Source organism: Pseudomonas sp. Emmai (assembly GCF_055179735.1).
Genome location: NZ_CM143685.1, coordinates 3,176,033 through 3,189,941, shown reverse-complemented (window position 1 = coordinate 3,189,941; position 13,909 = coordinate 3,176,033). Strand labels below are relative to the sequence as shown.

Below are 13,909 nucleotides of genomic sequence, written 5' to 3'. Positions count from 1 at the left end.
TTTTAAGGTTCTAACCCAGTTGGGGGGCGTCAGCAGCTTAGTTCGTATGCGCAACATCAACGTTAAGCCCGGACGATAAAAATGAAGATATCTGGGAAAAAGGAATCGGACGGCAATACAAATAACCTTGCATGATCTGGCAGCCCTGCCTCAGAAGCGTATCGGCCTGTTCCTGGGTTTCTACACCTTCGGCCACCAATTCAAGTCCTAGCGCCTGGCCCAGCTTGATGATCGCTTCAATGATTGCCGAATCGCTTTTGTCGGTGAGCATATCTCGCACAAAGCTCTGGTCTATTTTCAGCACATCAATGGGAAATCGCTTGAGATAAGCCAGGCTCGAATAACCGGTGCCGAAATCGTCGATCGAAATGCGAACCCCGAGGTTCTTGAGAAGAAAGAGGGTCTCTCGAGCGTTATCAATTTCCCTGGCCAGCACCCCTTCGGTAATCTCCAGTTCCAGGAATCTTGCTTCCAGTCCGGATTCGACCAGGATGCTTTTCACCATGTCCAGAAAGGAGGCTTCGCGAAACTGCACGGCAGAGATGTTCACGCTAATAGAAATGTCATGACCCTGCTCACGAAGCACCCTCGTGTCCTTGCAGGCCTGGAGCAGAACGTATTTTCCAATGGGAATGATCAGCCCGGTTTCCTCTGCCAGAGGAATGAAATCGGCTGGTGAAATCAAGACACCGTCATGATTGCGCCAGCGGATCAGCGCCTCCATCCCGATGATCCGGTGATACCGGGCATCAATTTTCGCCTGGTAAAAAACCTCGAAAACACCTTCTTCCAGGGCGCTACGCATATGGCGCTCAAGCAGGTGCCTGGCACGCAGGCTGCTCTCGATATGTGAAGAGAAAAAACAATAGCGATTACGGCCTGAAAGCTTCGCCTGGTACATGGCGGCATCGGCGTGCCGGTAAAGCGATTCCACATCGCAGCTGTCTTCAGGGAACACACTGATGCCGATGCTCGCGCAAAGGTCGTATCGGTTTGCCTGGATTGAAAAAGGACTGGAGATTGTGGCGAGCACCCTTTCAGCGAAGTCGCCAACGGCATCGAAACTGACTACCTCTGGCAGGAGGAGGATGAACTCGTCCCCTCCTTGTCTGCTGACGGTATCCTCCAAGCGCAGGGATCGCGACAATCGCGACGCAACCTCTTGCAACACCAAATCGCCGACCGAGTGGCCCATCGAATCGTTGATGACTTTGAAGTTATCCAGATCCAGCAGCAGCATCGCCACACGGCCATGGTTGCGACGAGCCTTTTGTAGCGCCTGCTCGGTACGATCCTGCAACAGTATTCTGTTGGGCAGCCCGGTCAATGCATCGTGATTGGCAAGCCTCTTCGCCTCCTTGCGCAAGGCGATATGAGCTTTGATGCGGGCTCTGGCAACCGGGACATTCAGCGGCTTTTGAATGAAGTCCACGCCGCCGCACTCCAGAGCGAGCAGCTCATCGGCTGTCTGCGTATGAGCGCTGACAAAAATGACCGCTGCATCCAACAGTTCGGGATCAGACTTTAGCGCCCGACACACTTCGAAGCCGCTCATGCCTGGCATTTCTATGTCGAGCAAAACCACATCGGGCCTGAATTGGCGCGCAATCTCAAGCGCCTGCTGACCATTTTGGGCGATATAGACTTCAGCTAAATCTTTCACTGCCGTGCTCAGGACTCTTAGATCGGTGACTTGGTCATCGACGATCAGGAGGATGGGTTTGAGACTGAACGTCTTGTCGTGCATTCCGTTACTCCTGCCAAATCCCTTTCATTGAGTGACAAGCCATCCTGAACAGCTTCTATCTGCACCGGAACATCCAGCCGGCCTGGCTCAGGCCAGGCCGGCCAATCGTTGCAGTCTTTCGACGTCAGCTTCGGATTCACCGTTGTTCATGGCGGCGGCAAGGCGCATAACCACTTGTTCGCGCCGAACTTGCATGGGAGGCAGCGCATAAATAGCGCCTATCAACTCACGTAGAACCATAGGCAGTCCCCAGCGTGCTTTCAAGCGAACGGCAAAAGGCGCTGCAAAATCGCGGACAGCGTGCGAGAGCGTTTCTTCGTCCACGCTATTGCCCTGGTTCTCCCATTTCCGGGTCTGGTAAAGCACACAGAGCTCGCCCATGCGGTGCAACAGGGCTGCACACTGCAAGGGTGCAGGGTCCAAACCGCATTGTTGAGCCAATAGAACAACCTTCTCAGCCAACTGCTCAGCATCATCCAAATGAGCCTGGACGAGCGTCATCAACATGCCGTCAAGTTGAGTATTGGTCTGTCGCAGGGCCTGGCTAATCGCCAGGTTCACGCTGGTAAGCCCTCCTAACCGTGTCAGGGCACCGTTCAAATTCGTGCAGCGCTGGCCGAGCCCGAGATACGCGGCACCGTTGGCTGCCGCGATCAAATGGGCGCACAGCGCCGGGTCGTGCTGCCAGTCATTGGCGAGTTCGCGCAAATCCATCGACGCCCCGCCATAGCCTAGTTGAAGCTTGTCCTTTACCGAGGCCAGCAAAGGCAAGTCCAACTCATCGGCAGACAAACCACTGAGATAGCTGATCAGGTCTTCAGTATTGAGCGTGACGGTCTGGGGGGGCTCATCAAGCGGAAGGAGTGCGTCGAGAAACTGTACGACGCGCGAAACCTGGAATGGCTTGGTGAAAAAAGCGCTGATCCGCAGCGATTTCACCGCCAGCACGCTGTCTCGATCAGCGCGACCGGTGATCATGATCAGCGGCGTATCCTGGTCTTTTTCGCGAATTTTCTGCAGCAGGTTGACGCCGGGAGCATCCGGCAGATTCCAGTCGGCCATAACCAACTGGTAAGTGTTCGGCTGCCAAGCGTCTAACGCACTGGCGACATCGATAAAGCAATCGATTTGCGCAACCGGGCGGATGCTCAACACGAGCTGTTTTAAAAGATCTGATATCCAGGGGTCATCATCCAGAATCATCACTCGCATTCGGTAATCCTCACTGGATTGACACGCAACTTCACAACGCCTTAGGAACCAGGATTATCGGCCACCTGCAAAAAATTGATGTCGTTGAGATCAATGGATGAGGTTGTAACCAAGCGAATTTGAGTCAGTCACGGCAATTTCCCTTTGGCTGATGGCAAGATGGCATCCTTGAGGCTCGAATCTATTCCTCACCAGCAAACTATACAAGCGCTCAACAAGGCACAGGCTCGCGAGGCATTTGGCGGAAGTTGAAGATGACCGCAACGCCTGAGGGCACTTCGGCAAGCCCCGAATGGTCTAGTGTTGCTCAAGCCAGGCGTTAGCCCCACTTTCTGAAAAGGCACCGACCATGATCATCGTTCACCACCTGAACAACTCCCGTTCCCAGCGCATTCTCTGGCTGCTCGAAGAACTGGCCATCCCCTACGAACTGAAGCTCTATCAGCGCGATCCGAAGACCAACCTCGCGCCACCGGAGCTAAAAGCCATCGATGCCCTGGGCAAGTCCCCGGTAATCGAGGATGGCGCGCAGAAGCTGATCGAGTCCGCCGCGATCATCGACTACCTGATCCGCCGTCATGGCCAGGGTCGTTTGCAACCTGATCCGTCCACCGCCGCCTACGATCAATACGTGCAATGGCTGCACTTCGCCGAAGGCTCGGCCATGCTGCCACTGATGCTCAATCTGTATGTCGGCAAGTTGGGTGAAGCCGGTGCGCCGCTGCATCCACGGATCAATTCGGAAGTGGCCAACTACCTGAGCTACCTCGACACCGCACTGAGCGGTTCCGATTACCTGCTCGGCGATGAGTTCAGCGCTGCGGATATCCAGATGAGCTTTATCGGCGAGATCGCCCGGGCCCAGGGCAAGTTGCGTGACTATCCGCACATCGCTGCGTGGGTTGAACGTTTCCAGGCACGCCCGGCCTATGCCGCGGCGTTGAAAACAGGCGGAAAATATGACTTCGCGCCCAACTGAGCCTTAAAGACTCGCCATGTCTCGAATAGAACTTCACGCCGCCCAGCGCGATGAGCTGCAGACGATTGAAAACCTGATGCAGTTCTACGTGTATGACTTCAGCGAGTGGCTGCCGCTGAAGCTTGGCGAGCATGGTTTATTCAATATCCAGCCCAAGCCGGGTTACTGGCGCAATCCGGCGACGCAGCCATTCCTGATCAGGGTTGACGGCGAACTGGCCGGGTTCGTGACCGTCGATGACGACACACACGTGGCCGGGGCCGAATTCAACATCGGCTACTTTTTTGTCTGTCGACGCTTTCGTGGCCAAGGCGTCGCGAAGTTTGTCGTCTCTGCCCTCTTGAGCCGATTGCCCGGTCAATGGCAAATTTTCCACATCGACGCGAACCCGCCTGCACGGCGGTTTTGGGCCCGAGAGATGCCTGGCCTCACCTCGGGAGAATTCACAACGCATCAACTGGCAGTGGACGGTTATCCCTGCACGCTCTACCGCTTTGAAACCGCGCCCCACAGCCCTTCAGCCGCCCTTTCCTAATTCCAAAACCACTTTGTCCGACAATATGTAGTGACTAAAAATAATCACTACATAATCGTTGACGCCGTCGATTTGCCCTTGCATGATGCAGGCAACTCCCCGATCGGGAGTACAGGCAACACGTTTGAGCAAGCTCGTCTGACCGCCGAGCTGTTTTTCCCGGATACACGCTGCCCACAAGGCAGATTGAAGAAGCTGACCTGGCCCGAACGTCCAGTACAAGGACGAGAAGCGCTGGCGAAACGTACTCATGAAGCTTGTGGCCGACCCTGAAAACGTCGGCAGTGGCCTTAAGGTTTTCGCCGCTTCTCTTCGTTGTGACGCTATTGCGTAGCAGTTATTCAACACGACTACATGCAACAGACGCGAGACCCCGTCAATTTGGCGGCTGATCGCTGACGTCCTGGTTTCGGTGCCAGGGATCAACTAACCGATGGGCTACCGGTATTAGCGAATCAACTTTGAAAGATCACCAAATGGTCAAGGGGCTTAATGATGAATCTGAACAATCAACCGACTATCGATGAACTGGCTCGTATGTTCGCTGCGCAAAAAGACAGCCACGACAGCCATATCCTGTGGATCAGCAAGTCGGGCCAGGTGCACATGGACTGCCTGTCGCCCCATGCTCACGAAGCAGAGTTCGACCAGAACAACCAGAACTTGCTGGCCCGATTGAAGATGTACCGTCGCGGCCAGGGTTATGTCGGCAAGAAAGCCGCGGCCGATAAGGACTTCATCGGTAATGTTCTGCAAACTCTGAAACAGGCGTGGGCATCGATGCAGAACCAGAACGAAGTTCGGGTGATTGATCGGTTCTATTAATCAAGATTGAAAAAGGGCCTGCTCCCCTCCAGGAGCAGGCCCTTTTTTATGCGCGACGTTTACCGCCCCTAAACAGGCTTCATTTCCAACACCAACTCCACAAACGCCAACGCCGCCGCACTGTGGTAATTGTTCTTCCTGCGTAACAACGCCGCGCCCCGCTGCGGCGCTTCACCCTGCAACGCAATCTTGCGCAACGCCCGATCCTCGGTCGCAATCGCCTCCGGCAAAATGGTCGCGACCGCCGTATGCCGAATCACCTCCAGCAACGTACTCACCGAATTCACCTCGATCACCACTTTGGGGGTGATGGCCTGTTGGCGAAAGTAGTCATCGATGGATGATCGAGTGATGAACTCCGGCGCCAGCAACGCAAACTCCAGCTGCGCCACCTCGCTCGGCGCCAGCGTCCCTTGGCTTTCAAACAACGGATGATCACGCCCGACCATCAGTCCCAGCGTCTCGACAAACGCCGGGATGCATTCGATCTCGGGATTACGCACCGGCGTAAAGGCAATGGCGATGTCCAGTGAGTCGTCCGCCAGCCCGGCCTCGATGTCGTCCATGGACAGTTCGAAAATCTCCAGATGGATGTTCGGGAAGCGTGCCGAGTAATCGCGCACCAGCGGCCCCACCAAATACGCCATGAAGGTCGGCGTCATCGCCAGGCGCAAGGTGCCACGGGACAAATCCTTCACGTCATGCAACGCGCGCTTTCCCGCCTCCAGCTCCACCAGCACCCGCCGGGCGCATTCGATGTAGGCCACGCCGGCGTCGGTGGGTTTGACCGTGCGCGAAGTGCGGTCGAACAGACTGACGCCCAGGGTTTCTTCCAATTGCCGGATCTGTTGCGACAGGGTCGGCTGAGAGACGTGCAGCGCTTCGGCGGCGCGGGTGAAGCCGCCGTGGTCGGCGACGGCGATCAGGTAACGCAGATGTCGGAGCAGCATGGGCAAATCCATCTATAGGCTGTGCTTATGCTGCGCATTGTATATCGGTCTTGGACGCTATGGGTCAATCGGCAGAAGATTGCTCCACACACAGCAACAACCCCATCCGATAAAGGAGTCACACCATGCAACAGTCCCACGCTTACAACGACCAGAGTCTGGCCCTGACCACTTCGATCCTCGACGCCAAGGCGCGCAAAAACCTGTCCTGGCAGGACCTGACCGACGGCACCGGCCTGGGCCTGGCCTACGTCACCGCCGCCTTGCTCGGCCAGCACCCACTGCCGGAAGCCGCTGCCAAAGTGGTTGGCGAGAAGCTGGACCTGGACGCTGACAGCATTGCCCGTCTGCAGATCATCCCGCTGCGCGGCAGCCTTTCGGGTGTGCCGACCGACCCGACCATCTACCGCTTCCACGAAATGATCCAGATCTACGGCACCACCTTGAAAGCCCTGGTGCATGAGCAATTCGGCGACGGCATCATCAGCGCCATCAACTTCAAGCTCGACATGAAGAAAGTCGAAGACCCGGAAGGCGGCTCCCGCGCCGTGATCACCCTGGACGGCAAGTTCCTGCCACTGCGTCCTTTCTAACTCAGTACCGGCCCGCGCTTAACGTGCGGGCCAACCACCCCAACCTCTTCCACTCACCACGTTCATCTGGAGGCTGCCCCATGCACAAATTTCTGCTCGCACTCTCGCTGATCGCCGGCCTGGCAACCCAGGCTCAGGCCCAGGACAGCGCCGTCGCCTACCAGTACGGCATGGACCTGGATATCGCCCAAGTCGTCAGCATCACCCCGGTCGCCGATGTCTGCGGCCCGGCACCGGTGGAGATGACGTATCTCGATTCCAAAGGCGTGACCCACATTCTGCAATACAGCGAATTCGGCACCGGCTGCTCGAACTGAGCCGCCCCCGTTCAGCACTTATGAGGAAGCACACATGAAAGCGCTCATCGACGGTTTTTTGAAGTTCCAGAACGAAGCCTTTCCACAACGCACCGACCTGTTCAAACACCTGGCCACCACCCAGCACCCCGGCACGTTGTTCATCACCTGTTCCGACAGTCGCGTGGTCCCGGAACTGCTGACCCAGCAAGAACCCGGTGAGCTGTTTGTGATCCGCAACGCCGGCAACATCGTGCCGTCCTACAGCCCCCACCCCGGTGGTGTCTCGGCGACGGTCGAATACGCGGTCGCCGTGCTCGGCGTGACGGACATCGTGATCTGCGGCCATTCCGACTGCGGCGCCATGACCGCCGTGGCCAAGTGCAAATGCATGGATCACCTGCCCGCCGTCAGCGGCTGGTTGCAACACGCCGAGTCGGCCAAGGTCATCAATGAATCCCGCACCCACGCCAATGAAGCGGCCAAGGTCAGTTCGATGGTGCGCGAGAACGTCATCGCGCAACTGGCAAATATCCAGACCCACCCGAGCGTGCGCCTGGCCCAGGAAAAAGGCCTGTTGAACCTGCACGGTTGGGTGTACGACATCGAGACCGGTTCGATTGACGCGCTGGACGCTGACAGCCGCCGCTTTGTGTCCTTGGCCGAGCATCCGGTGACGTGCGCGATTCAAGCGCGCTCCGTAGACGCCGCCGCTTGAGAGATGAACATCGATACCCGACGCAGCGCCCCCGGTAAACGGGAGCGCTGCTTTCAGGCTTTACCTGTCGTCACGCCGACGCTCACTGGTTTCTTCCGCATTGGGCGGCGTTGAGGTGCTGCCTGGCTTGAACACATGCGTGCGCAAGCCACTGGCCTCGACATCGACCACGCCATTGATCGTGCGGGCCAGGTCCATCGCCTGTTCGCACTGTCTATGGGTGTCGACGAGGCCGCTCAACGCCACCGTACCGGCGTGAGTCTTGACGTGGATATGCAGGCCAAGACCGGAATCGGCCTTGGTCAGGGCCGATTTGACCCTGGCGGTAATCCACGCATCGCGAGCGACCGTCGCCAGGCCATGGGAGTACTGATCAAAGGAATGAAGTTTCATGGTGAAAACCTCCATGACGCAAACACAGACACCCTTTGAGTATAGTTCGGCCGTTACAGGGCTCAGCGTTTGACCGACAAATCGGTCTGGGTCATGCGGCTGCGAATGGTGAACACCCCATCGCCGGACAGAATCGCGCTACGAGCGAACAGCCGACCGCTTTCCCAGTTCGAAAGGCCCAGTTCCGGCTTGTTCAGCGCGTATTGGCCGTCGACCCAGCGAGTGATGCCGTTGCCGACAAACGGGGCATTCACGGCGTTGTAGAAACGCTCGTGGGCCTCGGCGGCTTCACTGATCAGCGACACGGTGAATTGCGGGCTGTAGCGGTTGAACAAGGTGATGGCCTGATCGAGGTCGTCGACGATTTTCAGGCTGACTTCCGGGGTTTCTTCCCACTCCCACTCGCGACCCAATTGATCTTCCGCCAGCGGCTCGACCATCGCTTCGGTGACATAGCCTTCGGCGCGGTAGACCTCGACGCTAGCGGTTTGCCAATCGCTCGGCAGGAATGATTCGCTGCCCTCGACGATGTGCAATTTGCAGCCCTGGCCGCGAGCCGTGCCGGCCTGTTGCAAGGCGTCGAGAAACAGCGGCACCAGTTCAGCGGCGCGGTCGCGCTGGATCAGGCAGACGTTGAGGGTGTTGCAGACTTTGCGGTCCAGGGAGTTGCGCACCACGGCGGCAAATCGCGTGGCATCCGCGCCTTGATCGGCGATCAGCCAGGCACCGCCGGTGCCATGCAGGCTGACGGCGGTGCCGGCCTGTTGGGCGATGCTGCCCAGTTGACTGACCGCTCGACCCGACCCACGGGCCACGGCCAGCGACAGACGCCGATCTGCAAACATCGCCCAACCGGCCGCGTGATTGACGCTCTCCACCAGCGACACCGCGCCGGCCGGCAACCCGGCATCGGCCAGCGCCGGATTCAACGCGTGCGCGACGATGGCTTGCGCGGTGCCCAACGCGTCGCTGCCAATGCGCAGCACGGCGGTGTTGCCGGTGCGCAGTACGCCAGCGGCGTCGGCAAACACATTCGGCCGCCCTTCGAAGACGAAGGCGACGATGCCCAGCGGCGACACCACTTGCTCGACTTTCCAGCCGTCATGCTCAACACAACTGATGACTTTGCCGCGCGTGGCCGACGCATCGCGCCAGGCCCGCAGGCCGGCGATCATGTCGCGGCGCATGCGCTCATCGGCCAGCAACCGCGTGGTGGAACGCCCGCGAGCCTTGGCGCGCTCGATGTCAGCCAGGTTCGCGGCTTCGATCAAGGCCCAGGGTTCGGCGGTTTCCAGGCGTTGGGCGAACAGGTCAAAGAACTTGCTGATGGCCGCGTCCGACACCGCCGACATCGCCGTGAACGCCGCTTGCGCGCGCTCGATCGCCACTGTCGCTGCTTGCTGGTCCACTACCGGGATCAACAACAATTCGCCGCTGACCTGTTCCACCAGCAAATGGTCACCGGGCTGAAAACGTGCCGCGAGTTCGGGGCTGACCACGGAGACACGATTACCGGCAAAAGGGATTGGCGTGCCAGCGACGAGACGTTCGAGCATCAGGGACATGAAGCGGTTTCACCATGCAGGGGGCGGCCGGAAAATGTATAGGAAATTCGCCGAGGCGTCATTACCGGCGCCGGACCTTAGAACACCGACCAGCCAATCCGCTGACTCAACAACTCCAGCGCCGCCATCCCCGCCAGCGAATTGCCCGCCGCGTTCAGCTCCGGCGACCACACGCACACGGTGAACTGCCCCGGCACCACCGCGACAATCCCGCCACCGACGCCGCTCTTGCCGGGCAGGCCGACGCGGTAGGCAAAGTTGCCCGCTTCGTCGTAAAGGCCGCTGGTGGCCATGATCGAGTTGACTTGCTGGGTCTGCCGGGCGGTGAGGATCTGTTCGCCGCTGTGTTTGCAGAAGCCGTCATTGGCCAGGAAGCAGAACGCTCGCGCCAAATCGACGCAACTCATGCGCAGCGCGCAGTGGCTGAAGTAGCTGCGCAGTACGGCTTCGACATCGTTGTGGAAATTGCCGAAGGATTGCATCAGGTAAGCCATCGCCGCGTTGCGCGCGCGGTGCTGGTATTCGGATTCGGCGACCTTGCCGTCCACCATCACTTGCGGGTTGCCGGACAAGCGCCGCACGAAATCACGCATCGACAGGGCCGGTGCGGCGAAGCGCGACTGGTTGATGTCGCAGATCACCAGCGCCCCGGCGTTGATGAACGGATTGCGCGGGCGGCCGCGCTCGAATTCCAGCTGCACCAGGGAGTTGAACGGCTGGCCAGACGGCTCGTGGCCCAGGCGTTCCCAGATCGCTTCGCCGGAATGATCGATGGCCTGCACCAGGCTGAACACCTTGGAAATACTCTGCACCGAGAACAGCGTCTCGGCGTCCCCGGCGCAGTACAGTTCGCCGTCGTTACCGTACACGGCAATGCCCAATTGGTTGGCCGGCACCGTGCCGAGGGCGGGAATGTAGTCAGCCACCTTGCCCTGGCCGATCAGGGGACGAACTGCGTCAAGGATCTCGTTCAACAGCGCTTGCATGCCGGGTTCCGAAGTCTCGCCCCATGGGTTTGCGGGGACACAGTCGCTAGACGCCACTGGCGCGGGACGGATCACAGTTTTGTAGGGGAATGTATCTGGCGCACGTGCTGATACATGAAGAGGCTTTCAGGACATATCGCCCACACACCGCACTGGAACACTCCGGTTGTCTGCTGACCTCGGTCGGCCCTTGCTCCGGAGTAGCTGTCATGAATACCTCAATCCCGCGTTATCACGGCTGGTCGCTGTTCGGCCTGCTGTCCTTGCTGGTACTGCTGATGACCGGCCTGATCCTGGTCCTCAACCCGGATCTGGTGGAAGCCACCCGCAGCGCGATTCGCGCCACGGCCCGGACCTCGTTTGCGTTGTTTCTGGCGGCGTTCCTGGCGTCCGCTTTTGCCGTGCTGGTGCCCTCGCCCTTTACTAAATCCCTGGTGCGCGAGCGGCGCTTTATCGGTTTGGCGTTTGCCTTTTCGCACCTGGTACATGCGGTGTTGATCTATAGCTATGGGCAGTTGAATCCGGAGTTCTGGCCGGGGCGTACCACGGTGGGCAATATCCCCGGCTCGGTCGGCTATCTGTTCATTGTGTTGATGGCGATCACTTCATTCAAAACCACCACAAAAATGATCGGTCCCAAAGCCTGGAAAGCCCTGCATGTGACGGGGATGTGGGTGATTGCGGCGGTGTTTACCTATTCCAATTTCAAACGGATTCCGATGAGCGCCTGGTATGTATTGCCGTTCGGCATCATGTGCGCCGCGATTGCCGTGCGGTGGGTGGGCAAACTCGCGTTGAAAAACAAGCGCAGCCAGCGCCACGCCTACCCCTGATTGAAATACGCCGCTCCTGCGGGGGGATTTCGTTGTTATTGGATGCTGCATCCGGCCGTGTATCCGAGTGTGTACAGCTGCCCTTTCGATACACCCCTCGCCTAAAACCCCATCCCGACGACACACCGCAGATACACCCGCTTGATGAAATGTGCGGGTCGATTGGCCAAGCCGATCAAAGCCCTCAACGGAGATCAAGCCCATGAACACTTCACTGTCTTCGGCCGTCAAAGGCCTGCACCTGAACCTCGACCGCGCCGGCAGCTGGATTGCGCCGCTGACCCTGCGCATTTTCCTTGCCTGGGAGTTTTTCGAGTCGGGCCTGGAGAAATGGAACGGCGAGAACTGGTTCGCCGACATCCAGGACGCCTTCCCCTTTCCGTTCAACCACGTACCCGCCACGCTGAACTGGGAACTGTCGATGTGGGCCGAGCTGATCTGCGCCCTCGCCCTGCTGGTGGGCCTGGGTACGCGGGTGTCGGCGATGATCCTGATCGTGGTCACGGTGGTGGCGACCGCAGCCGTTCACTGGCCGGCCGATTGGTCTACATTGAGTGAACTTGCCCAGGGCTACGCCATCACTAATAAGGGTCACGGTAACTTCAAGCTGCCGCTGATCTACCTCGTCGCCCTGATGCCGCTGTTGCTGTCCGGCGCCGGCAAGCTCAGTCTGGATGCCCTGCTGGCTCGATTCTTCTGGCGTCGCGCTAACCGCTGAAACGTCAGTGTCTCGATAACGTCCCATACTCAAAAAAATGGAGCCATGGTCATGAGCCTCACACTTTACGGTTTCGACGGCAGCACCTACGTGCGCACGGTGAAGATGTTGCTGGTCGAGAAAGGCGCGGATTTCACTCAGGTGCAGGTCAACGTCTTAAAAGGCGAACCGCACCTGCCGGAACACCTGGCGCGCCACCCTTTCGGCAAGGTGCCAGTGATTGATCACGACGGTTTCCGGGTACTCGAAACCGCGGCGATCATGGCCTATCTGGACGAAGTGCTGCCCGGCCCGTCGCTGACCCCGGACAACGCCCATGACCGCGCGCGTAATCACATGGCCATGGGGCTCTACGATTCTTACGGCTACGGCGCGCTGGTCTCGGTGTTCGGTTTTCACTTGTTTCCGGATTTCATCGGTGGGCAGAATGAAGCGTCGCGGCGCAAAGGCATCGAAAATTCCAAGCGTGTGATCCGCGAATTAATGAAGATCAAGGGTGATGATCCGTTCATCGCCGGGCTTGCCCCCAGTTTCAGCGACTTCTACCTGGCCCCGGCCTGCGCCTACATCGCGATGACACCCGATGCAGCGCAAGTGTTTGCCGTGGACGGTTTCGCCGAGTGGTGGAAACGTCTACAGGCCTTGCCGAGTTTCCAGGCGACCCTACCGCAATAAATCCAACTTTCACTGACGAAGACAGGAGCCACCATGAGCGTGACCACCCAATGGATCGAAATCGACAGCCCCGAAGGCAAATTCGGTGCTTACCTGGCGATTCCCCACACCCAGAAAGGGCCAGGGATTGTGTTGATTCAGGAGATCTTCGGCGTCAACGAACACATCCGCTCGGTTGCCGAGCAGTACGCCGCCGACGGCTATCTGGTGATTGCACCGGACCTGTTCTGGCGCAGCGGCCCGCGCATTGAGCTGGGCTACGACGAGGCCGGCTGGAAACGCGCGGTCGAGCTGATGAATGCCACCGATGTGAACGCGGCACAGGCTGACATCAAACTGGCCATCGATGCCCTGCAAGCCCAACCGGGCCTGGATGGCGGTATCGCCTCCATCGGTTACTGCTTCGGCGGCTTGCTGTCGTACCACACTGCCGCCAACGGCTTCGTCGACGTGGCCATCGCCTATTACGGCGGCGGCATCCAGAACCAATTGGACCGTGCCGATGAAATCCAGGTGCCGATCCTGATGCACTTCGGCGAAGCGGACAGCCACATTCCACTGGAAGCCGTGGAGAAAATCGCTGAGCGTTTCGACACCAACGACAACGTGGAGATTGTGGTGTACCCGGAGGCCGAGCATGGTTTCAACTGCTCACACCGCGACAGCTACAACCAGCGCGCAGCGGTCGAGGCCCATGGCAATACCCTGATCTTCCTGGGTATGGAACTCTAAGACTCAACCCGCCCCCTGTAGGAGCGAGGCTTGCCCGCGAAAGCGTCATTCCAGAAAACCATTTCTGTCGCCTGGAATGACGCCTCAAAAAACCAACGCAAACCCCCAACGCAAACCCCCTGTAGGAGCGAGGCTTGCCCGCGAAAGCGTCA

The 13,909-nt window shown here is 58.7% G+C and carries 17 protein-coding genes; 10 read left to right on the top strand and 7 right to left on the bottom strand.

Annotated features, from left to right (window positions below; all coding sequences use genetic code 11):
• Positions 1–37: 37 nt before the first annotated feature.
• Positions 38–1,747, bottom strand: a complete 1,710-nt coding sequence (locus ACY4LX_RS14750; RefSeq protein WP_463260358.1) for a two-component system response regulator — start codon at positions 1,745–1,747, stop codon at positions 38–40.
• Between the two features lie 87 nt (positions 1,748–1,834).
• Positions 1,835–2,959, bottom strand: coding sequence for an HDOD domain-containing protein (locus ACY4LX_RS14745; protein WP_463260357.1), 1,125 nt, complete (start codon positions 2,957–2,959; stop codon positions 1,835–1,837).
• 349 nt (positions 2,960–3,308) lie between these two features.
• On the opposite strand from ACY4LX_RS14745, the gene ACY4LX_RS14740 reads away from it, so the two are divergent.
• Together ACY4LX_RS14740 and ACY4LX_RS14735 are read left to right on the top strand one after the other, a co-directional pair.
• Positions 3,309–3,938, top strand: a complete 630-nt coding sequence (locus tag ACY4LX_RS14740) for a glutathione S-transferase family protein (RefSeq protein ID WP_149658427.1) — start codon at positions 3,309–3,311, stop codon at positions 3,936–3,938.
• A 16-nt stretch (positions 3,939–3,954) separates the two neighbouring features.
• The gene (locus tag ACY4LX_RS14735) at positions 3,955–4,473 is read left to right on the top strand and encodes a GNAT family N-acetyltransferase (RefSeq protein ID WP_463260356.1); all 519 of its coding nucleotides are present in this window, start codon (positions 3,955–3,957) and stop codon (positions 4,471–4,473) included.
• Here ACY4LX_RS14735 and ACY4LX_RS14730 read toward each other — a convergent pair.
• On the bottom strand, positions 4,456–4,725 hold the full coding sequence (locus ACY4LX_RS14730; RefSeq protein ID WP_149658429.1) for a hypothetical protein: 270 nt from the start codon (positions 4,723–4,725) through the stop codon (positions 4,456–4,458). The genes ACY4LX_RS14735 and ACY4LX_RS14730 overlap by 18 nt on opposite strands.
• A gap of 243 nt (positions 4,726–4,968) precedes the next feature.
• Here ACY4LX_RS14730 and ACY4LX_RS14725 point away from each other — a divergent pair, with 243 nt between their 5' ends.
• A complete protein-coding gene (locus tag ACY4LX_RS14725; protein WP_133836029.1) occupies positions 4,969–5,298 on the top strand; it encodes a hypothetical protein in 330 nt (109 codons plus the stop codon).
• 68 nt (positions 5,299–5,366) lie between these two features.
• Here ACY4LX_RS14725 and cynR read toward each other — a convergent pair whose 3' ends face one another.
• The gene (cynR, locus tag ACY4LX_RS14720) at positions 5,367–6,248 is read right to left on the bottom strand and encodes a transcriptional regulator CynR (protein WP_463260355.1); all 882 of its coding nucleotides are present in this window, start codon (positions 6,246–6,248) and stop codon (positions 5,367–5,369) included.
• A 125-nt stretch (positions 6,249–6,373) separates the two neighbouring features.
• Between cynR and cynS the strand changes: the two genes are divergently transcribed.
• From cynS to ACY4LX_RS14705, 3 genes are all read left to right on the top strand, one after another.
• Positions 6,374–6,841 carry a cyanase gene (cynS, locus tag ACY4LX_RS14715; protein ID WP_133836027.1) on the top strand — a complete coding sequence of 156 codons (468 nt, stop codon included), beginning with the start codon at positions 6,374–6,376 and terminating at the stop codon, positions 6,839–6,841.
• A gap of 80 nt (positions 6,842–6,921) precedes the next feature.
• On the top strand, positions 6,922–7,158 hold the full coding sequence (locus ACY4LX_RS14710) for a DUF2790 domain-containing protein (protein WP_463260354.1): 237 nt from the start codon (positions 6,922–6,924) through the stop codon (positions 7,156–7,158).
• Between the two features lie 34 nt (positions 7,159–7,192).
• Complete coding sequence (locus ACY4LX_RS14705) at positions 7,193–7,855, top strand: carbonic anhydrase (protein ID WP_149658432.1); 663 nt, start codon at positions 7,193–7,195, stop codon at positions 7,853–7,855.
• A 60-nt stretch (positions 7,856–7,915) separates the two neighbouring features.
• Here the strand turns inward: ACY4LX_RS14705 and ACY4LX_RS14700 are convergent, their stop codons facing one another.
• From ACY4LX_RS14700 to glsB, 3 genes are all read right to left on the bottom strand, one after another.
• Complete coding sequence (locus tag ACY4LX_RS14700) at positions 7,916–8,248, bottom strand: BON domain-containing protein (protein ID WP_463260353.1); 333 nt, start codon at positions 8,246–8,248, stop codon at positions 7,916–7,918.
• Between the two features lie 62 nt (positions 8,249–8,310).
• Entirely contained in the window at positions 8,311–9,813 is a 1,503-nt protein-coding gene (locus tag ACY4LX_RS14695) for an aldehyde dehydrogenase family protein (protein WP_463260352.1), read from the bottom strand.
• 77 nt (positions 9,814–9,890) lie between these two features.
• Positions 9,891–10,799 (bottom strand): glutaminase B, encoded by a 909-nt coding sequence (gene glsB, locus ACY4LX_RS14690; protein ID WP_149658434.1) that lies wholly within the window; start codon positions 10,797–10,799, stop codon positions 9,891–9,893.
• 209 nt (positions 10,800–11,008) lie between these two features.
• Here glsB and ACY4LX_RS14685 point away from each other — a divergent pair, with 209 nt between their 5' ends.
• From ACY4LX_RS14685 to ACY4LX_RS14670, 4 genes are all read left to right on the top strand, one after another.
• The gene (locus ACY4LX_RS14685; RefSeq protein WP_463260351.1) at positions 11,009–11,632 is read left to right on the top strand and encodes a ferric reductase-like transmembrane domain-containing protein; all 624 of its coding nucleotides are present in this window, start codon (positions 11,009–11,011) and stop codon (positions 11,630–11,632) included.
• Positions 11,633–11,834: 202 nt separating this feature from the next.
• Positions 11,835–12,350, top strand: coding sequence for an HvfX family Cu-binding RiPP maturation protein (locus tag ACY4LX_RS14680; protein ID WP_463260350.1), 516 nt, complete (start codon positions 11,835–11,837; stop codon positions 12,348–12,350).
• 51 nt (positions 12,351–12,401) lie between these two features.
• Positions 12,402–13,025 carry a glutathione S-transferase family protein gene (locus ACY4LX_RS14675; RefSeq protein WP_463260349.1) on the top strand — a complete coding sequence of 208 codons (624 nt, stop codon included), beginning with the start codon at positions 12,402–12,404 and terminating at the stop codon, positions 13,023–13,025.
• Positions 13,026–13,058: 33 nt separating this feature from the next.
• Positions 13,059–13,757 carry a dienelactone hydrolase family protein gene (locus ACY4LX_RS14670; RefSeq protein ID WP_149658438.1) on the top strand — a complete coding sequence of 233 codons (699 nt, stop codon included), beginning with the start codon at positions 13,059–13,061 and terminating at the stop codon, positions 13,755–13,757.
• Positions 13,758–13,909 lie beyond the last annotated feature (152 nt).